Here is a 23,300-nt window from a genome sequence, read left to right on the forward strand (position 1 = left end):
AACCATATTCTCAGACAGGCCTCCCCTTCGCCGGAATTGCGGCGGATGTTGCGGCTCGGCCTCGTAGATGGCAACACGGTCGTCTGCCGCATGACGTCCCTGGACGTTGCCGAATTGCTCGACTGCATGTTTACGCTCTCGGAGAACGCCCCCAGAAAAGAAGACCGCGAACACTTCCGGCGCGTCTTGGTCCAGTTGACGGGGGAAATGAATGAAGAAGCGTCCGGCGGCGAGGCGCGCACGGACGCACCCGGCTTCGTTGAACCGCGCCACCCGTGGGCCGAACCGCCGCGGGATAATGGAAACGGAACTATGCCACAGATGGCAGGGCCGGATGTTGAGGCGCTGGCCCGTCTTGGGGACGAACCGATGCCCGAACTCTGCGACTTGTCGTTGCCGGAGCTCATCGCCCTGATAGATGGCGGCATTGGAGCGGACTCCAGCGTCGTGCTGCTGAATACGGACGTTGAGGCGGCGGCGGTGGAGGGGACCCGATTTCTCCGGAATGCCCGCACCTTTCTCCATGCCGTGGACGAGATGGGGCATATCAAGGCGACGGATGCCGGCAATCTGAATCGCGCCTTTGTCTCGCAGATGCTTGACAATCTCGACCTGGTGAAGGGTTATCGGGACAGGATTCGCCATTTCTGCAAGGCCATCAGGGAGTCCGACGTGCATCCCATTCACGTCCTGCGCATTGTGCTGACCCTCGCGGGGTTGCTCAGTCTGCGGCACGGACGGTTCCGCGTGACGCGCAAGGGCAAGAGCCTCATGAGGGAAGAGCACCTCACTCAACTCTATGCGAGGCTTTTCTTGACCTTCATTGACAAATTCAATCTGGCTTGCCTCGACTGCGGGCCTGAGTGCCCAGAAATCCAGGACGCCTACTGCTACACGCTTTACGCCGTGGCGCGCAAACTCAAGAAATGGGTCACGCCCAAGGCCATGGCGCAGCGCGTTCTGTTGCCGATGACCTACAAGTTGCTGAATCCCGTTGAATATGACATCGCGACATTGCTCACCAATACACGTATCCTGGAGCCGCTCGCGGAATTTGGCCTGCTTGAGGTCGAATACGCATATGAGCCCAAGGTGTTTTGGAGTGAACCGAAGCGCGTTCGCAAGACGCCCCTCTTCGACCGGTTCATAAGTTTCTCGTTCCCGGACACGGCGCTGGAAGAAGAGCAGGGCCCCTCGGGGCCGTAACAAACGAAGAGAGGACCGAATATGGAAGCAGTGACCTTCGTCATGCTGTTGATTGCCACGGACCAATTGCAGCAGCTACAGGGCGTACAGGTGGTCGACGCCCGGCCCATCGAAGCCTATGCCGCCGCGCATTTGCCTGGCGCGCTGCACCTCGACCCCGCCACACTCTCGGAGGAACGGGACGGCGTACAGGGATTGCTGAAACCCGTCGAGACGCTTGCCGCGCTGTTGTCTGAAGCCGGGTTGCAGCCCGCCCGTCACGTTGTCGTCTATTCCGGAATGGACAAGCCGGACGACCTCAAGAATGCGGCCCGGCTGTTCTGGATTCTGGAATATCTGGGTTTCCCCCGAGTATCGGTGCTGGACGGCGGTTTCGCAAAGTGGCGGGCTGAGGGCCGTCCTGTCGAAGCGGGGGCGCCGCCCGTGCCCCCGGAACCCGTGCCGGAACTCTCTCTGACGCCCCGCCCGGAATTGCTCGCTGTCCGCGAAGACGTGCTGGCGATTATCGGAACATCCCGCGGAACGTTGGTGGACATGCGGGCGCCGGAGGAATACGCCGGTCTCGCGAAGAAGGATTTCGTGTTGCGCGCCGGGCACATCCCGGGCGCGTGCAACCTGCCTGCAACCGACTTCGCCGTCAAGATGGGCAGCGATATCGCGCCCTACTACACTCTGCGGCCTGTGACTGAATTGAAGCAGGCCATTCAAGGAGACGCCTCCGCGCCGGTCATCACCTACTGCAATACCGGCCGCGACGCGTCCGTGGGTTATCTCGTGTACCGCTTGGCCGGAATTGACCGGGTTGCCGTGTACGACGGTTCCATGGCGGAGTGGGGGAATCACCCCGGCCTTAGTGTCGCGGGCCATGCGACGCAAGAGTGACCGGTCCAAGTGTGTCTGCATCCATAAAGCGGAGAGGAAGTGAGCATGGAGTATCGTCGCTTTGGAGGAACGGAGCTTCAAATCCCCGTAATCACCTGCGGCGCAATGCGCTTTCAGCAGAGCTGGAAAGACGACGACCCGGTCTCAGACGAAAGCCAGCGCAATGTCGAGGAATGCATCCGCCATGCCCTGGAACTCGGCATCAACCATATCGAGACGGCCCGCGGCTATGGCACCAGTGAATATCAACTCGGGAAGGTGTTGCCTTCCCTGCCGCGCGACCGCATCTACGTGCAAACCAAGGTCGGACCCAGCAAGAATGTCGCCGAATTCGCCGAGACCTTCGAGAGGTCCATGAGTCTGTTGCATCTGGACTACGTCGACCTCTTCTCGTTCCACGGCGTGAATGACGATGCGGTGCTCGAAGCCGCCATGGTCTGCATGGATACGGCGCTGGCCTGGAAACGGGAAGGGCGTATCCGCGACATCGGTTTCAGCACGCACGGCGGCGTCGAAACGGTGCGCAAAGCGATAGAAACCGGCGCATTCGAACATGTTAACCTGCACTGGTACTTCATTTACCAGGACCATTGGGAAAACATCCTCGAAGCGCGCCGGCGCGACATGGGCGTCTTAATTATCAGTCCTAATGACAAGGCAGGCATGCTCTACAAGCCGAGCGAGAAGCTGCTGCGCTTGTGCGACCCGCTGCACCCCATGGTCTTTAACGGCCTGTTCTGCCTGGCCCGGCCCGAAGTGCACACCATCAGCGTGGGTGTTTCGCGCGCCGCGGATTTCGACACGCACATGGAGACGGTCGCGCTCCTGCCGCGCGCCCGGGAGATGGTGGCGCCTATTGAGCGCCGGCTTCACGAGGAAATGACGCGAACTCTCGGGGAAGACTGGGTGGCCACCTGGGATCAGGGGTTACCGCGCTGGGACGAGGCGCCCGGCGAGATGAACATCGAGTGGATTCTGCGGTTGCGCAATCTGGTGCTCGCCTTCGACATGATTGAGTATGCCAAGATGCGCTACAACCTGCTCGGCAACGGCGGCCACTGGTTTCCTGGCAACAAGGCGGACCGCGTGCAGGAGCTTGACCTCGGCGCGTGCCTGAAACGGTCGCCTCACGCGCATAGAATTCCCGACTATCTCATGGAAGCGCATAGAATGCTGGAAGGCGAGCCCGTAAAACGCCTGCAAAAAAACGAACAGCAATGAACTCCGGACCACGCCGGGCCCGCACGTGCAACCGGCCCGGCCAGGACGTTTCTTGAGGGGCTCAGTCGAGCGCGCGGCCACGCCCAATCAGTTCGCGCACCTTCTCGATAAGCTGTTCGATCTTGAAGGGCTTGGCGAGATACTCGTCGGCGCCACACGAAAAGATGCGCTCGATGTCGCGCTCTTTCGTCAGGCAGGTGACGGCCATGATAGGGATGCTGCGCGTCATTTCATTGTCCCGTAACGCTTTACAGACCTCGAACCCATTGATTTCGGGCATCAGGAAGTCCAACAGGATGAGGTCCGGCGTTAGTTGCGCCGCTTTCAGCCCCACCTCCGTCGCGTTGCTGACCTTGACCAGTTCGAAGCCCTCATCATTCAGGATCTTTTCCATCAGCGCCAGCGCATCGGGGTCATCGTCCACAATCATGATGCGCTTTTTCACGGGACCCTTCTCCCGTGGGAACATGTCATATTTCTCCCGGAACCGGTCCAGGTCGTCCTCTAGAATCCGGTAGTGGCCTCCCGGCGTGCGCGATGCCTTGATCAGACCCTGCTTAATCCAGTTCTTGATGCTGTGATGCGTCACGTGGCAGATCTTAGCCGCTTCAAATGTCGTATACGCTTTCTGTTCGCGGTCCCCGGCCATTGCTATTCCTCCGTCGCGTCGACGACCCCCGTTATGCGCGCCAAGGCACAGATACATCACGGATGCTTTGTCTGCGCCAAAATTCACATTATGCGAGGTTTGTTAAGATTGTACACGAGTAGCAGCGCACTTGTCAACTCAGTCCTGACGAATATCGCTGTTTTCGCCATTCAGCCGGGCTTGTGCGGCACGTCCTGTCCAGTAGATTTTCTGGAATCAGCGTTGCCCAACCGCTACAGCAAAGCGCCCTGAAGAAGGGTCTGAACTTGAGAGACAAGGGCCAGTTCCTGGCTTTCCAGGCCGGAAATCAGCAACTGGGCTTGAATCCAAGGATACAACCCGAGGACCAGCCGATGGGCGATGACGTACGCGCACAAAAGAACAATAAACGACGCGGCGAGAATGCCGTAGTAACGGCGCAGGAAGCTGGCGTACGTCCGGAGGCGGGATGCCCGGTTTGAAGAAGCGCCGGAGGCCCCGGTTTTCCCGGCTGCACGGTTCTGGGTAGTGGCGGGCCGCACCAGGCGGGGATAAACGAGGCCCGCGGCCATAGCAAGCGCGATGACTCCGTACCAGGCATAGGTGAGCACGACCAGCCAGACTCCCGGTTGTCTGGTTGCCAGCTGGAGCAGAAGAAAACCCAGGAGAAATACGAAAAGCACGCCAAACGCCGCCGCAACGCACGTCAACGCCCATATCGGATGCGGAATGGCCCAGGCCATTCGCCCGGCGTGCATCCGTTTGGCGAGGATATAGACAATGAGATAGGCCAGGAAGAGCGCGGCGGCCGTCTGCAGGCAGAGAACGCCCGGCCGGTTCACGACAATAGCGTGTTCCCGGGTCCGTTCCTCTCGCTGGTCATCAAAGGCCTGGAGTTGCGCCTGGGCATCCTCGAGCACGGCCAGCCGCCGTGCCGCTGCGTCGCGTTCCGCGGCGGGCAGCGAAAGACTATTCATGCGCAGACGGAGTGCTTCCTCCTGGAAGAGGATGCCCATCCGCGCCTGGAGGGTAATCGGCGCCGTTGCTTCCTCGTCGGATTCCGGGTTTCCGGCTTCCGGGGGGGGGGCCTTTTCGGCGCTTGCCCGCGTTTCGTGACGGTTTGCCGTCTCTATTGCCCTTGGGATGGGGGCAATGCCGAGCATGCGCATGCCAAGCGCTTCGATTTCCTGCAGCCACGCATCGGTGTCGATCGGCGGCTGCGGTGTTTCGCCGCCGGACGGCGCGGATGAGGGAGCAGTCGAGCGTCCGCCCATGCGGCGCGCTGCCTGGTCGCAAACCAGGTCCTTGAGCTTTACCAGGGGCGCCAGGACGCGTTCCGTGAGGCGGCGCTGCATCTTGGCGTACCATGTGCCTTGCCGGGGCAGCGTGGCGTGCCATAACGGTTCCGGTGTGTGGACGCGCATGGCCGGGTTGTCGTTCGTTTGCCGAATCAGACTCAAGGCTTCCTGCATCTCGCCCAGTTGTGCGCGTGCCGCTGCCTCAAGATAGATGGGCAGCGCGTCCTCTGGGTCTGTAAACCGGCGCGCATCGCGGAAGAGGTCGCGTGCGCGGGTGCACTGTCCGTCCAGGAACAGAGCGCACCCGAACATCATCAGGATAAAGGGATTTTCCTTGTCGGCGCTGAGCGCCTGCTCATACCGTTCTATGACCAGGGGGTCCACTGCGTACGATTCGTATATGCCTTGGCGTTCCCGGTCCCAGGTGCCATCTTCGATGAACGCGAGCGCGGCGAGATAAGCGCCATAGCGGGGGTCTTGGGGGATCTTGCCGTCTTTCGGGACGAGGTTGCGCAACAGCGCCCGCGCCGAATCGTCTTCCAGCAGTAGCGCCATCCGGTACAGCCGCTCCGGTTTTGGGTACCGGAGGTAGTTTTCCGAGAACCACAGGGTGACCGTTGTCATTACGCACGCCAACACGGCAAAGCGGAACGCATGCCGGACGCGTCGCGCGCCCACCGAATCGGCGGGCCCGTCGGGCCGCTCGGATAACGGCGGATGTCCGTCCGCTTCAGGAATCACCCATTGCCTCCCATGAGGCGGCGTGCGATGCGCTTGCCCTCCTCGACGCCGGGCTGGTCAAAAGCATTGACATGATACAGCTGCCCCGCCATGGCGGTCTCGACTTCCAGCATATACAACAATTGCGCCACCGTGTTTGCGTTGATTCGGGGCATGCTGATGCGGATTACGGGCCGCTGACTGTGCGTGAGCGCCTCAACCGTGCCCTCCAGCTCCGCGGCCATCAGCTCGTTCATCGTTGCGCCGTGCAGATAGGCGAGGTCCGGAACGCAGACGAGGCTATCCGGAACCGGGACCGTTTCGCTGAATTCCAGCACTTCCAGCACCGTGAAGACCTTGTTATTCGGGCCTTCGCGGTACAACTGCACCTGTGAGTGCTGGTCGGTCGCGCCCAACGCCTTGACCGGTGTCTGGCCTACGTAGACTTCCTTGCCGTCGAGGTTGTTCTTCTTACCCAGACTCTCCGCCCAAAGCTGCCGGTACCAGTCCGCAACGTCCCGTAATCCGTCCGAATAGGGCATCATGACGGACATGGTTTTGCCTTTGCGGGTATCCAGCACGTACTGCAGCGCCGCGCAAAGGTACGCCGGGTTTTCTTGCAGGTCCGGCGAACTGCACCGTGTGTCCATGACCGCACAGCCCGCGACCATGCCGTCGATATCCATGCCGAGCACCGCCGCGGGAAACAATCCCACAGGTGAGAACACCGAGAAGCGCCCACCGACGTTCACCGGTATGTCGAAGGTTGTGGTTTCATATTCCTCCGCCACCGGCTTGAGCAGGCTTGCGGGGGCGTCGGGGGCGGTGACGCGGTCCGGGCTTGTCGTAATTACGAGGTGGTCTCTGACGCCGGCCTTGCCCACTGCCCGTTCCAGCGCGTCCATGACTATCAGCAGCTGCAGCATTGTCTCGGCCGTTTCACCGGACTTCGAGATGGCGTTGTAGAGTGTCTTCTCCGGGGGGCACACGCTCATCATTCGTGCAAAGGTGACCGGGTCGATGTTGTCCATGACAAAGAGCCGCGGAGCGCCGCCGCGCGCCGTACTGTCGAGCAAGTTATAGTAGGGCGGGTTCAGCGCGGTATTCAGGGCGGAAAGGCCGAGCGCGGACCCGCCGATGCCCAGCACGACGAGGTTCTCGTAGCCCATCCCTCGGAATCTTTCCGCTTCCGCCTTGACGCGTTCAATAACCTGCGTGTCCTTGTGGAGGTCATAAAAGCCCCGTACCTTGTCCACGCGGTCTTGCACGAGTGCCCCGTGCAGTTCGCGAACCCGGCCGGCCGTGCTGTCGAGTTCCGCGGGCGTGATGCCGTGGGCCTCACCGACCACGTCCGACATGGCGAGGCGGATGTCAATTCGGATGGCGTCATTCATGCGTCTTCAGTCCTCATGCAACTCGTCAAAGAATTCCGTCAATTCCTGGAGCACCTCGTCGCGCGAACCGCGCACCATGCGCACCCCCGGCAGCGACTCCACGAAGATGCGGCCGTAAAACTTGGTCACGATCCGGGAGTCGAGCACCACGACCGCGCCCCGGTCCGTACGGCGCCGGATCAGCCGTCCGAATCCCTGCCGGAACTTTATTACGGCTTGGGGAACGGAGTAACTCAGGAAAGAGTTCCCGCCGCGGTCGTCGATAGCCTCGGCGCGTGCCTCCAGAATAGGCTCGGTAGGCACCCGGAACGGAAGCCGGGGCAGTATAACACACTGGAGCGCGCGCCCGGCAACATCGACACCTTCCCAGAAACTGTCCGTCGCGAACAGGACGCTCGCCGTGTCGCTTCGGAACCGTTCCAGCAACTGCGTGCGCGACGCCTCACCCTGCCGCAGCGGCGTGATATGCGAGGCGCGCAGATCGTCCCGCAAGCGCCGGTAGGTGTAGTCGAGTGCGTAGAACGAGGTGAAGAGCACAAACGCGTGCCCGCGTGTGATGCGCAATACTTCGCGCACGGCGTCCACGGATTCGTCCAGGAATCCTCGTTCGCTTGGCGAGACAAGGCCGGTGAAAATGCCGAGCAGCGCCTGTTCGCCGAAATCGAACGGCGTATCGAGGCAGACCGCGTTAAGCCGGTCGCGCGGGACCAGGTCCATGCCGAGGCGGCCGAAAAGGTAATCGAATTCGCGCCGCACCGTAAGCGTCGCGGAAGTCATGACGATGGTCTTGAGATTGCTGTAGAGCCAGTCGGCCAACGGCTTGCCGACCTCGAGCGGACAGCGCGCAACTTTCACGAAACTGGGGTTCTCCGCGTCGATCTCGATCCAGCGCACGGTGTTCTCGGCCAGTTCCTCGCTGGTCGATTCCGCAAGCGCGAGCGCCAGCCGCTCGAGCCGCTTCGCGTAGGCGCTCAACTGGAGCATTTCCATTTCAATCGGCGATCCCTTCGATTCGGGATCCGGCGGAATGGCCTGCAGCAGCCGCAACAGCGCCAGGCAGGACTGGTTCAGCTTCGTGACCGCCTCGACGGACGGCAGCACGAAGTCCGCGTGCACGGCGCGCACGTCCGGGTCCTGCAGAGTATTCGGTTTCAGTCGCCATTTGATATCACGGCCGATTTCGCCGCACTTGGCCGCGGCCAGCGCGCGCAGCGCGTCGAACGCGGTATTGAGCGTCTCTCGCGCCAGTGCAATCTCGGGCAGGACTTGTCGCTCAATGAGATCCTGGATCACCTCGAATGCGTCCACGGGCAGTTGAGGGCAATCCTTGACCAGCTTGAGGCGCAAGAACGGGATCAGGCCGCGTTCCTGACCGCGTTCCGTGCGCAGGAAGCGGGAAAGGGTGGCGAGCGCGCCCAGCCGGACCGCGGAAACGCCCATGTACTCCGTCGCCGAGTCCTCAACGCTGTGCGCCTCGTCAAAAATCAGCCTTTGATAAGAAGGCAGAACCGACAAGGCCGAGAAATCGCCGAGTTCCCGCTTGATCGCGAGGTCCGCGAACAGCATGTGATGATTGACGACGAGAATATCGGCCTTGGCCACCTGCCGGCGCGCGCGTGTGACGAAGCACTTCTGCTGGTCGGGGCATCGCCCCATCGCGCACGTATCCGATTCCGAGCAGAGCCGGTCCCACAGTTCCCGCTCTGGCACGAAGGGGAGGTCCTCGCGGTCGCCTTCCGCGGTTTTTTCCGCCCATTCCGCGATCGCCTCGACCTGCTCGCGCATCCGGTCGTCGTCGAATAGGGACGCTTCGGACAGGAGACGCTCCAGTTTACGCCAGCAAAGGTAATTTCCCCTGCCCTTGACGAGGCAACAGGTGAATGTCTCCTTGAGGCACTGCTGCAACAAGGGGATGTCCTTGTAGACGATTTGTTCTTGCAGGTTGATGGTTCGCGTGGATACGACCACCCGTTCCTTGTTGCGCACGGCCCAGAGCGCCGCGGGCAGCAGGTACGCGACGGTCTTCCCCACGCCTGTCGGCGCTTCCACGGCGGCGATGCCATCCTGGTTGAACGCCTGTGCGACCGCTTCCATCATCTCTTCCTGCTGCGGGCGCACCTCGAATTGCGGCAGCGTGCGCGCGAGCTTGCCGTCGGGACGGAAGAACCGGGCAAGTTCCTCTGGGTCCAGCCGCTCGGCTTGCTGCGGCAGAAAGGGCTCCACCACCACGTAGACGCGGCTCAGCCCGTTGTCGACTATGAGCACGCCGTGGCCGTGCACGCTGTAGACAGACGCCAGGTCGAGGTCGGCCTCGCTGGGCTCGAGATTGCCGGACGGGTGGTTGTGCAACACCACGTCGCGGACGCGGAGCCCCTCGAACAGCGCGGGCACCGCGTCGTCATTTCCCCGCGCGCAGACCCGCACCTCGCATACGCGTCCCGCCGCATCCAGCGCCCCCGCGAAGAAGACTTCGCGCCCGCCCGTCTCCACGATCGCATCGCGCATGTGATCAATCGCGGATGGCGTAATCCTGCGCAAGGCTGGTTCGCCGCGCACGTCTTTTCGGGGCATCGGTCCAGGCATGCTTTTCTTTCCCGTGCCGGATAGGCCTTCAATCTCGCGCGTCCCGGGGCAAGAGCGCATGATCCTGACAGGGGACGCCCTGTTCAGGCAACTCGGCGGGATGCGTTCACCCCTGGAAGAACTGGGTGATGGCCCGGCACACCGTTTCTACGGCAGACAATGGGAGTTCGGGATACAGAGGCAGGGAGAGCGTCTCGCGGCAGGCCTGCTCCGCACGGGGAAACGCGCCCTCGCGATACCCGAGGCTGCCGTAGGCTTCCTGCAGGTGGATCGGGATAGGATAGTGCATGAGCGTGGCGATGCCTTGCTGTGCCAGGAACGCGCGCAACGCGTCGCGCCGGGGCGCGCGCACCGCGAACAGGTGATAATTGTGCCGCGCCCACGGCGCCTCGAAAGGCAGGGTGACAGGCAGGCCCGCCAAGCCTTGCTGATACGCGCGCGCCCGTTCGCGCCGCGCGGCATTCCATCGGTCGAGATAAGGCAGTTTCGCGCGCAAGACCGCTGCCTGCAATTCGTCCAGTCGGCTGTTCACGCCTTCGATGCCGTGGCGATACCGTTCGCGTTCCCCGTAATTGCGCAGCATGCGCACCCGTTCGTCCACCGCGGGGTCGTTGGTCGCGATGGCCCCGGCGTCGCCGAAGGCGCCGAGGTTCTTCGTCGGATAGAAACTGAACGCCGCCGCGTCGCCCAGCGTGCCGCACTTGCGACCTTTATAGGCTGCGCCGTGAGCTTGCGCGCAATCCTCGATCACGAAAACGCCTCGTTCGCGCGCCGTGGCCAGAATCGGGGCCATGTCGCAGGGATGGCCGTACAGATGAACCGGAACCACCGCCTTGGTCTTGGGCGTAATAGCCCGCGCAACCGCCGCCGGGTCGATCGTGCACGTGCGGGGGTCGATGTCCGCGGGCACGGGTCTTGCCCCTGCCGAGGCGACGCCCGCCGCTGTGGGCACGCATGTGTTCGCGGGGATAATTACCTCGTCGCCAGGTTTCACGCCAACGGCGGCCAGGGCCAGGTGCAGCGCCGAGGTGCCTGAGCCGACGCCGGCAACGCAGCCCGCGCCGAGATACGTTGCGAACTCGTGCTCGAAGGCGCGGCCTTCCTCGCCCAGGACGAACCACGCGCGCGCCAGCACCCGGTCCATGGCCGCGCGCAATTCGGGTTCCAGGTCGCGAACCTGCTGTTCGAGTTCGAAAAAAGGGATCATGACCGTCTACACTTCCCGGCGCAGCAGTACAAGGCGCACCCATAACGCCGTCAGTTGACGGGCTACCCTCAGAATCCGCCGCAGTTGAAAGAACTGCGACTTGCCGTGGGCGCGCTGGAAATGATGCACGGGCACTTCTTTCACGCGGAAGCCCTGACGTTGTATCTTCGCCATCATTTCGCAGCAGATCACGCCGCTGTTGCTCACCAGCGTGACCTTGTCCAGTGCGCTGCGCCGGATCAGCCGGAAATCGCAATCCACGTCGCGCAGGCGCAGGCCAAAAGCGAACTTGACGATATAGTGATAGATCCGGCCGATGATGCGCCTGTACATGGGGTCGTTTCGGGTAATCTTGTAACCTTGCACTACGTCGATTTCGGGACCTGCCTCTCGCAGCAGCACGTCGAGTTCGCGCACGTCGTACTGCGCGTCGCCGTCGGTATAGAAGATCCATTCGCGTGTTGCGGCTGCAAAGCCACTTCGCAACGCGCCGCCGTAGCCGCGGTTTTTCTCATGCCGGACGACCCGGACGTTGGGGTAGCGGCGCACGATTTCTTCGAGGAGCTCGCCGGTGTGTTCGCCGCTGCCGTCATCCACCAGGGTTATGTCATAGTCGAGGCCAAGACGTTCCGCCGTCTGGACCGTGAACATCACCATTGAACCCATGGTGCCCCAATCGTTATAGCAAGGATAAAAGATGGAAACAGAGAACTGATTACTCACGTTTGCTTTACCCCTCGATACCCAAAATGCCTCATGCTCCTTGGAACATTTCCACTGCTGTCTTCCAGTTCTGCGTGTTGGCTAATCCTGCATGCCTCACCCGGTATGCCGCGCGGGCTCAGTATACCGGCGGGGGGCGCGTTGGCAAAACGCCGGGCGCCGTCCCCTGGGAAGCGTTGCGCGAACCTGCTACTATCTCCGGCGGAGCATCCGGGAGAATCGGACCGTGGCTGCCAAAGGGCTTTTTCTTCAGAATGTGATTGCGTTGATCTGGGACTTCGACAAGACCCTGTCGCCGCAATACATGCAAACTCCGCTGTTCCAAGCGTTTGGCGTCAACGAGAAGCGCTTCTGGCGCGAAGTGCACGCGCTGCCCGCATACTACGGGCGGGCGGGAGTCCACGTGCAGCCGGACACGTGCTACCTGGGCCATTTGCTCACCTACGTGCAGGCGGGCCTGCTGCCGGGCCTGACGAACGCTCGCCTGCGTGAACTGGGCGCCGCAATCCGGTTCTTTCCCGGTGTCCCGCAGCTTTTCGACCGGTTGATCGCCGTTCTTGACCACGCCCAGTTCCGGGAAAGCGACCTGCGGCTCGAACACTATGTCGTCAGCACCGGTCTGGCCGAATTGATCCGCGGCTCGGCGATCTCGGACCGGCTCGCGGGGGTCTACGCCAGTGAGTTTATCGAGGCGCCCGCCGCGCCGGGCGCTGATTTCGATGGCCTCCCGGAATCCGGGCCAATCAGCCAGATCGCGACGTTCCTGGACCACACGACGAAGACGCGCGCCCTCTTCGAGATCAACAAAGGCGTCAACAAGCATCCCGAAATTACCGTCAACGACATGATTCCGGAAGAAGAGCGGCGCGTGCCCTTCCGGAACATGATCTACATCGCCGATGGCCCGAGTGACATCCCGAGTTTCTCCGTTGTGCGCAGGAACGGCGGGCTGGCCTACGCGGTGTACGACGCCGCCTCGGACGAACAGTATGAGCAGGCCGTGCGCCTTCATGAAACGCAGCGCGTGGACATGATTGGCCCTGCGGACTACCGGGAAGACAGCCCGACTTCGAAGTGGCTCGCGCTGCAGGTGCGCCGCATCGCTGAACGCATCATGTCGGAGCGCAAGCGCGCGCTCGAGGGCCGGGTGCGCCCGAGCCCCACGCATATCGCCGATGACGATTGAAGGCGGTCTATCAGAGCGGCGCGGCCTGCTGCTATACTGGCGGCATGAGACCTCCCCTTGTCTACGTGCTCGTCATCAACTGGAACGGCCTCGAACATCTTGAGGAGTGCTTCGCGTCGCTGCTCGCGTGCCCGTACCCGAGCATCCGGTTCTTCCTCATTGATAACGCGAGCACGGACGGTTCCGTAGCCTTCGTGCGGGACCGCTTTGGCTCAGACGAGCGCGTCGTTGTCCTGCAATGCCCGAGAAACCTCGGGTGGAGCGGCGGGAACAACGTGGGCCTGCGCCGCGCGCTCGAGGACGGCGCGGATTACGCGTTCCTGCTCAACAACGATACCGCTACCGCGCCAGACGCGATTCCGGAATTGGTCGCAACGGCGGAGGCGCGCCCCGAAATTGGCGCGCTGGCGCCGAAAATGCTCCTCTTCGACCAGCCGTTTCTGCTCAACTCGCTGGGGCTCGAATGCTCGATCATCGCGTCCAGCTGGGACCGCGGGCTTGGCCGGGTCGACGGGCCGCACTGGGACTTGCCCGGGCAAACCATCGGCGTCTGCGGGGGCGCCTGGTTCCTGCGTGCGGCCGCGCTGCGCAAGACGGGCCTCTTGCCCGAAGATTTCGACATATACCTGGACGACCTGGACCTGTGCCTGCGCTTGTGGGATGGCGGCTATGAAGTGTGGACGTGCCCCGCCGCGCGTGTCCGGCACAAGTTCGGCGCGACCTACGGACAAGGCGAACGCGCGCGCCGCAAATACTTCCTCAGCACGCGCAACCGGTTCCGGCTCATGTTGCGGAATTTTCCCTGGTCGCGTATGGCCGCCTGTTTCCCCGCGATTGTGCTGGGCGAGTGCCGCGCCGTGGGCCGGGCGCTGCTCGATAAGGAATACTGGCGGGCAGGCCTTCATGCCCGCGCATGGCTTGACGCGCCCCTCTATGTCCCGCACGCGCTCGCCGAACGCGCACGGCGCAGAAGGGCCGGCCTGGTGCGCGGGCGTTTCTGGCCGCTGGTGCGGCGGCGCCCGCTCTTTTGTCCCCGCATCCCGTTGCCGGAACGCGGCTGGTACCCCGAAATCGCGCATCAGGGCCGCCGGCTGCGGCCCATGTCCGCGCGCGCCTGGGAGGAAGTGCCGCCGGGGCGTTTGCGGCTTCTGCACGGCAATTGCTATCCTGCCCTCGGTCCCACCGAGGTGGTGGTTCGCGCCGAAGGCGCGGAACTCGCCCGTCTTTCCACAACCAGCTTGGAAGAGACGCGTGTGGAAGCGCGGGCCGGCCGGCTCGAGTTCGAGTCACGGCGGGTTTTCACGGCGCAGGAAACGGGCGCGGAGGTTGACCTGGGCGGCTGGATAGGCATTGAACGGCTTGATACGCATGAGTGATAACGAACAAGCAACCGGAGGAACCGGTCCCATGCCGGCCGACGCCGCCGTGCGGCTCATGCTGGCGAGGGGATGCGTCGAAGCGGCGCTCAATGCGTGCCTGCCGCCCGCGGCGGAGGAGCCGCGGCGGGTGCATGAGGCGATGCGTTATGCCGCGCTCGGCGGCGGCAAACGGTTGCGGCCCCTGTTGCTGCTCGGCGTCTGTGACCTGGCTGCCGCTGAGTGGAACCAGGGGTTGGACGCCGCCTGCGCCATCGAGTTGTCCCACGCCGCATCGCTCATCCTCGATGACTTGCCCTGTATGGACGACGCGCAACAGCGGCGCGGCCGCGCCTGCACCCACATTCAGTACGGGGAAGCGACCGCGATCCTGGCCGCGATTGGGATGCTTGCGCGCGCCTTTGAACTGCTCGCGCGGAACGCACAGGCTGTGCGCCCTGCCTGCGCCGCCGAGGCATTGGGCGCGCTTGCGGCCGCCGTGGGCACGCGCGGCCTCGTGTGCGGCCAACACATCGACCTCGCGTTGACGGGATGCAAGCTTTCCCTCAACGAGTTGGAGCGAGAGCACCGGCTCAAGGCGGGGGTTCTGTTCCTGGCGGCGGTGCGCATACCGGCTCTCTTGCTGGACCTGCAAAGCGGTGTCGTACAGGGATTGGAGGACTACGCGAGGAACCTGGGCCTTGCGTTTCAGGTCGTGGACGACCTTCTGGACGCGCGCGCGCCGCGCGAAGACGCGGGCAAGACGACCTTTGAAACCCATCTGGGCGCATCGGGCGCGTGCGCCCGCGTGCACGTTTTGCTCGATCAAGCCGTAGATGCGCTTCGGCCCCTGGGCGGAGACGTATCCATACTGCGACGGATTGCGGAGTATGTCCGGGCAAGTATCCAATCATAGACGCCGTGTCCTGGTGCGCGGGGCAATCATCGGTCTCCTGATGGCGCTGGCGGCGATGCTGGGATTGTGGCTCGGCGAACTGTCCGTGCCGGAAGCGCCGCCGCCGGAAGTGGCGCCGCCGCCCGCGCCCGGACTGTCTGGGGGGCGTCCGGCCGCGGCGGCACCCGTAATGGACGCGAATGCGCCGCCGCTGTACTTCTTTGCAGAACCCGAGCGCGGCGGCGAATGGTCCATTGTCGAGGCGGAAATCGGCATGGCCGCGAAGACCGGCCTGCACCGCTACGTGGCGGCGGTCAGCCTGCCTTGGGCGGGCGAGACGGATTGCAGCGCATTGCTGGAACCGGCGGCGCACATTATCCAGGCCGACCCGCGGGCCGCGCTGCTGCTGAAAGTCAACCTGAATCCCACGGACGAGTGGCTGCGCGCGAACATGGACCATGCGGCGCGTATTGGCGGTCAAACGCGCCGTTACCCCACACCTGCGTCGCCCGTCTGGCTCGACGCCGCGCGCGCGGCGCTGGCCACGCTCATGGCGGCGCTGGAAGAAGACGCGTTCAAGGACCGCGTTATTGGGCTGGTCCTGTGCGCGCTGCAAGACGGGGCGTGGCAGCGGCCGGGCTGGGACGACTCCCCCGCGAATCTGAACGGGTTTCGCGCATGGTTGCGAGGGCAATACGTGCAGGACGAACCGCTGCGCGAGGCTTGGGGGAATGCCGAGGTGACGATCGACACCGCGGCGATTCCGCAAGTTCTGGAGCCCGCGGCCACGGAATCCGTTTTCTATGCGCTTCCGGAACAGGCATCTTATTCCGATTTTCTGCGCTATACGGCGGAAAGCACCGCGGATGCCATCGCGGCGCTGTGCGTGCACGTAAAAAGCGCCGCCAAGGCGCCCGTGAAGGTCTTCGCGCCGTACGGCTATACCTATGAGCTGCTTCGCAACGATACCGGGCATCTGGGCCTCGGCGTGGTAATCGCCAGCGACCTGGACGGCTTCGTCGCGCCCATTTCCTACGCGAACCGCGGACTCGGCGGCGCGGGAAGCTTCATGGGGCCTGTGACGAGCGTGCTGTTTCACGGCAAGGAATGGCTGGTGGTGGACGATACGCGCACCGGCGTCGCGCGCGACCCGGAAACGGGGGAGATTGCGCGCATGAAGGGCCTGCGCAGCGAGGATGTCTTCAACGTGCAGCGGCGCAACTTTGCCTCGGCGCTAATCATGGGCCTCGGGGTCGTCTGGTCGGACCCCGAGGGCAAGGGTTGGCTCCACGACGAAGAGCAATGGGAAGAATTTGGCCTGATGTATCAGGCGTACGCGAACGTCCTGGCGAAGGAGCGCGAGCCTGCTGCGGAAGCAGTCGCGGAAACCGGCGACCCTGCGTGGGGCGTTCCCCCGTTCCCGCACGCGCGCAGTCTGGCCGTCGTCGTAGACGAAATCAGCCGTTTCTATCAGCGATGCGACGAGACCGTGAATGAATTGCTCCTGCATCAGACGGTGGATGCCGCCCTGCGCAGCGGCATGCCGACCCGGTTTTGCCTCCTCCAGGACGTTCTCGACGACCGCATGGCGCCCGCGCCGGTGTACCTCTTCCTCAACGCGTTCTTCTTGCCGGATGACGACCGGAAGCGGCTGCACGAAATACTCACCCGTGAACAGGCGTCGGCCATCTGGATGTACGCGCCCGGTTACCTGAACGGGCGCGAAGACGCGGCGAATATCAGCGCCACGACACAAATGGAGGTAAAGCAGTTCGACGGAGCCGCCAGGAGCGGCTCGTATTCCGTATTGCCCGGGCCCTGGGCGGCGCAGGACGCGCCTTTCGGACAAGCCCAGGACTGGGCGCCATTGTTCTATATCGACGACCCGGATGTCGACGTACTCGCGAAGTACGTGGACTCCGGCAAGGCCAGTCTGGGCATCAAGTTTCTGGACGAAGGCTGGACCTCCGTGTATGTGGCGGAGCCGCTTCTGACGCCGCCCGTGCTCCGGGAGATCCTGCGTATTCTCGAGCAACCGATGTGTTTTCGCGAGGGTGCGTACGGCTTTTTCGACGCCGCCTGGATGGGCCGCGGTCTTCTCGCCGTCCATTCGCAGGAAAGCGGCGAGCGCGTGATGGACCTGAGCCGCTACTACGACGTGCAGGACCTGTTCGACGCCCGTATCGGCTGGCCCCAGAAGCGCTCATTTGTCATGAATCTCACTATCGGCGAGACGCGTCTGATGCAGCTCACGCCGCTGCCTCTCTCCGCTTACGGTCAAACGGAGCAGGCCGCCGAGGGCGAGGCGGCCGAGGGGGAGTCCGTCGTCACGGGCGAGTCGTAGCATCGCGCGGGGTCTTTGAAATCCGCCCGGGAGCGGAAACATGTCTCGATTCGCCGCCGCGTCGTGACGTTTCGCGGAGACGGCGGCACGCAATCTGACTTTGTTGTCAGGGAGGATGCTTTGCGCTACCATGGGACGCGGTGGGAGGAGCCGGCGGGCATGCAACTGCGCCGGGTGCGCGGAAAGGGACTGCCATGACGCATGACCACGAATGTTGCGGCGGAGGCATTTCGCGGCGGGGTTTTCTGCAGGCCATGAGCGTTTCTGCGGCGGGAGCCGCGGGGATACCGGGGCTGATCCCCGTCATGGCCGGGGGTCAGACAGCCGCAACCCGGGTAATACGGCCGGCCGTGGTGCGCGGCGCGTTCGTGTATCCCCCCACGAAGACCCTCGATGAAGCCGGGTATTACAGCTGGCCGGGCTCGAGTTTCGATGCGGAGGGCCGTCAGCGCGAATACGCGGCCCGCATCGACGCGATGCAGGCAAGACTCGGCATGACGATCACCATGGACGCCGCGCCGCTGGACACGGAAGAGGACGCCGCGCGCTTTATCGAGGACGTAAGGGCCGCGCCGCCGGACGGGCTGCTGTTGGTCCCGTTCAAGAAAGGTCACTGGGGCCGGGTGACGCGGATTATCGAGGAGACAAAGCTCCCCGCTGTGGTCCTGGCCACCTTGGGCGTGCTGCTCGTGGACCACGTCAATGAAGTGCGCGACGCCCCGGGCATCTACCTGATCAATTCCTTCGAGAATCTGGACGCGGCCGAAAATGGTTTGCGCATGATTCGTGCCGCGCACCGTATGAAAGAAGCCCGCCTGTTGAACCTCGCGGGCGACATGGCGCGCGAGGATATCGTGCCCGTGCTGGGCACAACCGTGCGCACGGCGCCGCTGCAGCGGTTTTACGATATCTATGAGCGGACGCAGATCGACGAGGCCGTGACCCAACTGGCGCGGGTCTATCGCGAAGGCGCAAAGGAAATCGTGGAGCCTGTCGAGGACGATATCACGCAGGCCGCGCGAGCCTATTTCGCGCTCAAGGCGCTGATCACGGAGGAAGAGGCCAGTGCCGTCATGATGGACTGCCTGCCGGGGCTGAGCCGTCCGCACAAGCACGTGCCGCCCTGCATGGGCTTCATGTCTCTGCGCGACGAAGGCATTCCGGCGGGGTGTCAGTCAGACCTCAACGCGACGCTGACGCTGATGCTGGTTCAGGAGCTGTTTGACCGTCCGGGGTTCCAGCAGAACGCGGGTATGGACACGGAGCGCAACCTGTATTTCGGCGCCCATTGCACAAGCCCTTCGAAAATGAACGGGCCAGGGACGGCGCCGGAGCCGTACATCCTGCGCAGCCACGCGGAAGCAGGGTGGGGCTGCGTGCCGCGAGTCCTGTTCACGCCGGGCCAGCCCGCCACGCTGGCCTTGTACAAGTCGTCGGAACAACCCGAGATGATCGCTTACTCCGGGGAAATCGTGGAATGCCCGAGCATGCCGCCCGCGGGCGGATGCCGCACCAATCTGCTGATGAAAATCAAGGAAGTGGACGATGTCCGCGACGTGAAGGGCATGCACCAAGTTGTTTTCTACGGCGACCGCGCGCGCGACCTGCGGCAATTCTGTCGGCTTTATGGCATTCGAACGGTAGTGTGACGCGGCCGGTGACAAGAGGAAAAACCGGAACGTCCGCCGCGGCGCGAGCGGCGGCAAACACCTATGGAGGGTGGAGTAATGAGTGGACTGTCACGCAGACGATTCCTGGGCGCATCTGCCGCCGCGGTCGTCGCCGCGGGCGCCATGGCGCGCGGGACGGTGTTCGGGGCCAATGACCGCATCGGTGTATGCGTCGCGGGCGTGAACGGCCGCGGCACGGCGCACATCGGCGGATTCTCCGATTCGGACCGGTCGGAAGTCGTGGCACTGTGCGACCCCGACGAACAGGTGCTCGAACAGCGCGCGAAGGAACTGGAAAAGAGAACCGGCAAGGCGCCGAAGAAGTACGTGGATATCCGGGACGCGCTGGCGGATGAGTCCATTCACGTGCTCGGTATCGCCACGCCGAACCACTGGCACTCGCTCGCGACGGTATGGGCCTGCCAGGCCGGCAAGGACGTCTATGTGGAGAAGCCGCTCTCGCATGAAGTCTGGGAGGGCCGTCAAGTGGTCGCGGCGGCGAAGCAATACGGGCGGATTGTGCAGCACGGCACGCAACGCCGCTCGGAAAGCAACTGGGTCCGCGATATGGCGCTGCTCCAGTCCGGCGAGATTATTGGGCCGCTCTACATGGCCCGCGCCCTGTGCTACAAGCGCCGCGACGGCCTCACTGCGGCGGGGGACCAGGAACCGCCGGCGCACCTGCACTGGCGCATCTGGCAGGGGCCCGCGACGGAGAAACCCTATAATCCCCTGTATGTGCACTACAACTGGCACTGGTTCTGGCACTACGGCAACGGCGACATCGGCAATCAAGGCGTGCATCAAATGGACGTCGCCGCGTGGGGCATGAACAAGGGGCTGCCCGTCAAGGTTCAAAGCGCGGGCGGGCGTTACACCTACAAGGACCCGTGCGAAACGCCGAACACGCAGGTGGCGACGTTCACCTACTCCGACGGCACGATGACCGTCTTCGAGGTGCGCGGACGCTGGACAAACAGCGAGGAGGGCGTTGGCGTCGGAAACCTCTTCTATGCGGACCGGGGCTACTTCGTCGAGGGCAAGGGGTTCTTCAGTGAGAAAGGGGAAGCCATACCGGTCGACCCGGCGAAATATCCCGAACCGGAGTCCGCCGGGCCGTTCGAGAACTTCCTGCGCGCGGTGCGCGACCGCAATGACCAGCTTGTCCACGGCACGGCGCTCGAGGGGCACATCGCGTCCGCGCATTGCCATCTGGCCAATGTCGCCTACCGGCTCGGGCGCGCCATCGATTTCGACCCCGCGACGGAGACGTGTCCGCACGACGAGGAAGCGAATGCGATGCTCAGGCGCGAGTATCATCCCGACTTCGCGGTTCCGCCGCTCGCGTGACCGCGCGGTCCGGTTTATTGTACCCATAAGGGACTTAGGATTCCAGGCCCCTTTTATATTAGGAGTTAGATATGTTAGACAACGCGGTGCTTGACCGCTGCGCCGCCTTCTCGATGGACGGCATCCGCCATGTGATCGAATCGTTCGGCCCGCGCGAGCCGGGCGGCGAGGGCGAAACGCGCGCCCAGGCGCATTTTGCCGGCCTGTTGAAGCCGTGGGCGGACGAAATCCGGACGGAGCCCTTCGCAGTGCGTCCGCCCGCGCTCATGGGCTTCATGCCCGTTGCGGGCGCGCTGTTTTTCGCCGCGATCCTGGCGTATTGGCTCTTCCCGGCGCTCGCGCTGCTGTTCACGGCGGGCGCGCTGCTGGTGGTTGTGCTGCAATTCGTGCTCTACCGCCAGTTCCTGGACCCGCTGTTCCCGGCGCGCGTCTCGCACAACGTCGTCGCAACGCGCCGCGCCGCGGGCGAGCGCAAACGCCGGATCATCGTGTCCGGACACGCCGACGCCGCCTATGAGTGGACTTTCAGCTACTACGGCGGCGTGGGCCTGTTGAAGCTCGCAATCGTGAGCATGCTGCTTGCCGGCGTCTTCAAGGTGGGGCTGGACGTGGCCTGCGTGTTGCTGAACGGTCCCTTGGCCGCGCCGCGGGGCATCTGGCGCGCGCTGGGATACGCGCAATGGGCGTGCGCGCCGTTCTTCGCCGGGATGTGCTTCTTCTCGAACTTCCGGCGCGTCGTTCCCGGCGCCAACGACAACCTGACGGGCGTGTTCGCCGCCGTGTCCGTCCTGAAGTACCTGCACGAGACGAACACACGCTTCGAGCATACGGAGGTGTCGTGCGTCATCACCGGCTCGGAAGAGGCGGGCCTGCGCGGCGCAAAAGCCTACGCGCGTGCGCACGGCGAGGAACTGCGCGGCGGCGAAAACGCCTTTCTCGCCCTTGAGACGTTTCGTGACCTGAAGCACATGGCCGTGTATCGGCGCGACATGAGCGGCGTGGTGCGCAATGATGCGCGCGTGTGCGCGCTGTTGCAGCGCGCGGGGCGCGAGTGCGGGCTGGACCTGCCGCTCGCGACGATCTACCTCGGTTCGTCGGACGCCGCGGCCGTGTCGCAGGCGGGCGTTCCCGCCGCCGCGCTCGCGGCCATGGACCCGGCGCCGCCCCGGTATTACCACACGCGCCTGGATGACGCGGACAACCTGGACCGCGAATGCATCGCGCAGGCCGTGCGCGTTTCCGTCGCCGCGGTCGAGCAGTTCGACCGCGAAGGACTGCAGCAGGCGCGGTGACAGGCGGGGCCTTCCGCAATCACGGGGCCCGGAAGGCCGCGCGCAGCGCCTCGATATTCTTCGCGTCGCCGGTGGCCCCGGCGACGGGCAATGCCGTTTCCAGGCCGGGCTTGATGAATCCGTATAGGCCGGCATCCGCAAAACGCGGGTCCTGAAGGAAAGCCGCGGCGTCGTGTTTGCCGCCCCAGCCGCTCAGGCACTGGATCAGCCGGGTGTGCGCGCCCGCGGCCTGCCTTGCGGCTTCGAGCTTCGCCGCTTCCGGGGCTTCGTTCATGAGCCAGTCCACTTCCCGCAACAGCGTCGAGCCCGCGACCTGGGGATGTTCCAGGTCGTAGCAACTCAGCCAGATAATGCAGTCCGGTTTTGCCGTCTTCGCGGCGGCGCGGATTGTCTTCCAGCAGCGGTCGAGGGCGCGGCGATTGAATTCGTTGACCCGGTCGGCGGTCATGGCCGCGTCTCCGGGGAATGGCTCGCCGAACAATTCCTGGTACATCCGCTTCTCGCAGTCGAGCCATGCGTATGGCTTGTCCGGGTAAAAGTGGGAACCGTTGAAAACCCAGTCGATCATGAATCCATCGATGCCCGTTGCTGTCAGGGCCTCGGGGATTACCCGCGACAGGTACTCGAGGTATTCCCGCGTGAATGGGATGGAGATCGCGCTCGGGATGCAGTGGCTTAGTTCAGGGTGCGTCTCGTCCCAGTGCGAGTTTGCGCCGATGCAGAAATAGCCCATGACCTTCATGCCCTCGGCATGGCCCAGTTCCGTCAGTTCCTTGAGGAAATCACCCTGCATGCCGGGCTGCACGGGCGCAACTTCGCTCCGGTACCACGCATAACCCGGGCAACTGACGCAGAAAGTCTGGATCGTGTTGACGCCGAGGTCGCGGTACCAGTCGAAATGTTCTTGCGGCGACGCCTGGGCGTACATGCCCGGCGTCGCGAAGCCGTCTGGCCCCCAGTTGAAATCGATGCAAAACGCCTTGATGCGCGGCTCGGCGGGCTTCACATCTTGTGCGGCGAGGGCGGCCGCATAACCAACCGCCAACAGGGCGGACAACGCTGGTCTCATGGCAGGTCCTTTGCTTCTGGTTGCGGCGTGAGAATAGCGCGCGGCCCGCGACGGCGCAAGGGCCGCCGCGCTCAGGAACGCTCCTCTTGCGCGCCGTCTTGCTCGCGCGAGAGGACCAGGAAGGCGCAAGTCATCATGGCGAGGAAGACGGCGCCGGCCGGGTACGTCAATCGCGGCATGGCCAGCGACGCGACAAGCTGCCCGGCCGTCGCGGCGACGAGGCCGCGCAGCAGGAACCGGCCGCGCGCGTCTTGTGTGCGGTCTATGGCTTGATACG

At 63.7% G+C, this 23,300-nt stretch carries 18 protein-coding genes; 10 read left to right on the top strand and 8 right to left on the bottom strand.

Going from position 1 to position 23,300, the window contains the following annotated elements:
• Window positions 1-45: 45 nt before the first annotated feature.
• From KA184_07235 to KA184_07245, 3 genes are read left to right on the top strand one after another with little or no spacing between them, the layout of a single operon-like run.
• Window positions 46-1,206 (top strand): hypothetical protein, encoded by a 1,161-nt coding sequence (locus tag KA184_07235; protein ID MBP8129361.1) that lies wholly within the window; start codon window positions 46-48, stop codon window positions 1,204-1,206.
• Window positions 1,207-1,227: 21 nt separating this feature from the next.
• Window positions 1,228-2,088 carry a sulfurtransferase gene (locus KA184_07240; GenBank protein ID MBP8129362.1) on the top strand — a complete coding sequence of 287 codons (861 nt, stop codon included), beginning with the start codon at window positions 1,228-1,230 and terminating at the stop codon, window positions 2,086-2,088.
• Between the two features lie 45 nt (window positions 2,089-2,133).
• The gene (locus KA184_07245) at window positions 2,134-3,309 is read left to right on the top strand and encodes an aldo/keto reductase (protein ID MBP8129363.1); all 1,176 of its coding nucleotides are present in this window, start codon (window positions 2,134-2,136) and stop codon (window positions 3,307-3,309) included.
• 61 nt (window positions 3,310-3,370) lie between these two features.
• Here KA184_07245 and KA184_07250 read toward each other — a convergent pair whose 3' ends face one another.
• From KA184_07250 to KA184_07275, 6 genes are all read right to left on the bottom strand, one after another.
• On the bottom strand, window positions 3,371-3,958 hold the full coding sequence (locus KA184_07250; protein MBP8129364.1) for a response regulator: 588 nt from the start codon (window positions 3,956-3,958) through the stop codon (window positions 3,371-3,373).
• A gap of 233 nt (window positions 3,959-4,191) precedes the next feature.
• On the bottom strand, window positions 4,192-5,976 hold the full coding sequence (locus tag KA184_07255; GenBank protein ID MBP8129365.1) for a hypothetical protein: 1,785 nt from the start codon (window positions 5,974-5,976) through the stop codon (window positions 4,192-4,194).
• Window positions 5,973-7,349 (bottom strand): glucose-6-phosphate isomerase, encoded by a 1,377-nt coding sequence (locus KA184_07260; GenBank protein MBP8129366.1) that lies wholly within the window; start codon window positions 7,347-7,349, stop codon window positions 5,973-5,975. Before KA184_07260 ends, KA184_07255 begins: the two co-directional genes overlap by 4 nt.
• A 6-nt stretch (window positions 7,350-7,355) precedes the next feature.
• Window positions 7,356-9,932: a DEAD/DEAH box helicase family protein gene (locus KA184_07265; GenBank protein ID MBP8129367.1), complete on the bottom strand. Its 2,577-nt coding sequence runs from the start codon at window positions 9,930-9,932 to the stop codon at window positions 7,356-7,358.
• A 106-nt stretch (window positions 9,933-10,038) separates the two neighbouring features.
• Window positions 10,039-11,139, bottom strand: coding sequence for a DegT/DnrJ/EryC1/StrS family aminotransferase (locus KA184_07270; protein ID MBP8129368.1), 1,101 nt, complete (start codon window positions 11,137-11,139; stop codon window positions 10,039-10,041).
• A gap of 6 nt (window positions 11,140-11,145) precedes the next feature.
• Complete coding sequence (locus KA184_07275; protein ID MBP8129369.1) at window positions 11,146-11,862, bottom strand: glycosyltransferase family 2 protein; 717 nt, start codon at window positions 11,860-11,862, stop codon at window positions 11,146-11,148.
• 226 nt (window positions 11,863-12,088) lie between these two features.
• Between KA184_07275 and KA184_07280 the strand changes: the two genes are divergently transcribed.
• The 7 genes from KA184_07280 to KA184_07310 all read left to right on the top strand — a co-directional run bounded on the left by KA184_07280 (window position 12,089) and on the right by KA184_07310 (window position 21,954).
• Window positions 12,089-13,048 carry a haloacid dehalogenase-like hydrolase gene (locus KA184_07280; GenBank protein MBP8129370.1) on the top strand — a complete coding sequence of 320 codons (960 nt, stop codon included), beginning with the start codon at window positions 12,089-12,091 and terminating at the stop codon, window positions 13,046-13,048.
• Between the two features lie 44 nt (window positions 13,049-13,092).
• A complete protein-coding gene (locus KA184_07285) occupies window positions 13,093-14,424 on the top strand; it encodes a glycosyltransferase family 2 protein (protein MBP8129371.1) in 1,332 nt (443 codons plus the stop codon).
• Between the two features lie 31 nt (window positions 14,425-14,455).
• A complete protein-coding gene (locus KA184_07290; GenBank protein ID MBP8129372.1) occupies window positions 14,456-15,319 on the top strand; it encodes a polyprenyl synthetase family protein in 864 nt (287 codons plus the stop codon).
• Complete coding sequence (locus KA184_07295) at window positions 15,294-17,642, top strand: hypothetical protein (protein ID MBP8129373.1); 2,349 nt, start codon at window positions 15,294-15,296, stop codon at window positions 17,640-17,642. The genes KA184_07290 and KA184_07295 overlap by 26 nt, the downstream gene beginning before the upstream one ends.
• Before the next feature lie 194 nt (window positions 17,643-17,836).
• Window positions 17,837-19,291 (top strand): hypothetical protein, encoded by a 1,455-nt coding sequence (locus KA184_07300; protein MBP8129374.1) that lies wholly within the window; start codon window positions 17,837-17,839, stop codon window positions 19,289-19,291.
• 78 nt (window positions 19,292-19,369) lie between these two features.
• The gene (locus KA184_07305; protein MBP8129375.1) at window positions 19,370-20,662 is read left to right on the top strand and encodes a Gfo/Idh/MocA family oxidoreductase; all 1,293 of its coding nucleotides are present in this window, start codon (window positions 19,370-19,372) and stop codon (window positions 20,660-20,662) included.
• 71 nt (window positions 20,663-20,733) lie between these two features.
• Window positions 20,734-21,954 carry a M20/M25/M40 family metallo-hydrolase gene (locus KA184_07310; GenBank protein ID MBP8129376.1) on the top strand — a complete coding sequence of 407 codons (1,221 nt, stop codon included), beginning with the start codon at window positions 20,734-20,736 and terminating at the stop codon, window positions 21,952-21,954.
• A gap of 19 nt (window positions 21,955-21,973) precedes the next feature.
• Here KA184_07310 and KA184_07315 read toward each other — a convergent pair whose 3' ends face one another.
• Window positions 21,974-23,023, bottom strand: a complete 1,050-nt coding sequence (locus KA184_07315) for a hypothetical protein (protein MBP8129377.1) — start codon at window positions 23,021-23,023, stop codon at window positions 21,974-21,976.
• Between the two features lie 71 nt (window positions 23,024-23,094).
• The coding region (locus KA184_07320) for a hypothetical protein (GenBank protein ID MBP8129378.1) at window positions 23,095-23,300 on the bottom strand (206 nt) is incomplete at its 5' end.

Source organism: Candidatus Hydrogenedentota bacterium (assembly GCA_018005585.1).
Taxonomy (GTDB): Bacteria; Hydrogenedentota; Hydrogenedentia; order Hydrogenedentales; family JAGMZX01; genus JAGMZX01.

What these genes read in the sequence shown, in the direction of transcription:
- KA184_07265 (MBP8129367.1), bottom strand. Translation starts at nt 9,932, where the DNA reads ATGCCTGGACCGATGCCCCGAAAAGACGTGCGCGGCGAACCAGCCTTG.
- KA184_07295 (MBP8129373.1), top strand. Translation starts at nt 15,294, where the DNA reads ATGTCCGGGCAAGTATCCAATCATAGACGCCGTGTCCTGGTGCGCGGG.
- KA184_07290 (MBP8129372.1), top strand. Translation starts at nt 14,456, where the DNA reads ATGCCGGCCGACGCCGCCGTGCGGCTCATGCTGGCGAGGGGATGCGTC.
- KA184_07305 (MBP8129375.1), top strand. Translation starts at nt 19,370, where the DNA reads ATGAGTGGACTGTCACGCAGACGATTCCTGGGCGCATCTGCCGCCGCG.
- KA184_07250 (MBP8129364.1), bottom strand. Translation starts at nt 3,958, where the DNA reads ATGGCCGGGGACCGCGAACAGAAAGCGTATACGACATTTGAAGCGGCT.
- KA184_07315 (MBP8129377.1), bottom strand. Translation starts at nt 23,023, where the DNA reads ATGAGACCAGCGTTGTCCGCCCTGTTGGCGGTTGGTTATGCGGCCGCC.
- KA184_07300 (MBP8129374.1), top strand. Translation starts at nt 17,837, where the DNA reads ATGACGCATGACCACGAATGTTGCGGCGGAGGCATTTCGCGGCGGGGT.
- KA184_07235 (MBP8129361.1), top strand. Translation starts at nt 46, where the DNA reads ATGTTGCGGCTCGGCCTCGTAGATGGCAACACGGTCGTCTGCCGCATG.
- KA184_07270 (MBP8129368.1), bottom strand. Translation starts at nt 11,139, where the DNA reads ATGATCCCTTTTTTCGAACTCGAACAGCAGGTTCGCGACCTGGAACCC.
- KA184_07285 (MBP8129371.1), top strand. Translation starts at nt 13,093, where the DNA reads ATGAGACCTCCCCTTGTCTACGTGCTCGTCATCAACTGGAACGGCCTC.
- KA184_07245 (MBP8129363.1), top strand. Translation starts at nt 2,134, where the DNA reads ATGGAGTATCGTCGCTTTGGAGGAACGGAGCTTCAAATCCCCGTAATC.
- KA184_07240 (MBP8129362.1), top strand. Translation starts at nt 1,228, where the DNA reads ATGGAAGCAGTGACCTTCGTCATGCTGTTGATTGCCACGGACCAATTG.
- KA184_07310 (MBP8129376.1), top strand. Translation starts at nt 20,734, where the DNA reads ATGTTAGACAACGCGGTGCTTGACCGCTGCGCCGCCTTCTCGATGGAC.
- KA184_07260 (MBP8129366.1), bottom strand. Translation starts at nt 7,349, where the DNA reads ATGAATGACGCCATCCGAATTGACATCCGCCTCGCCATGTCGGACGTG.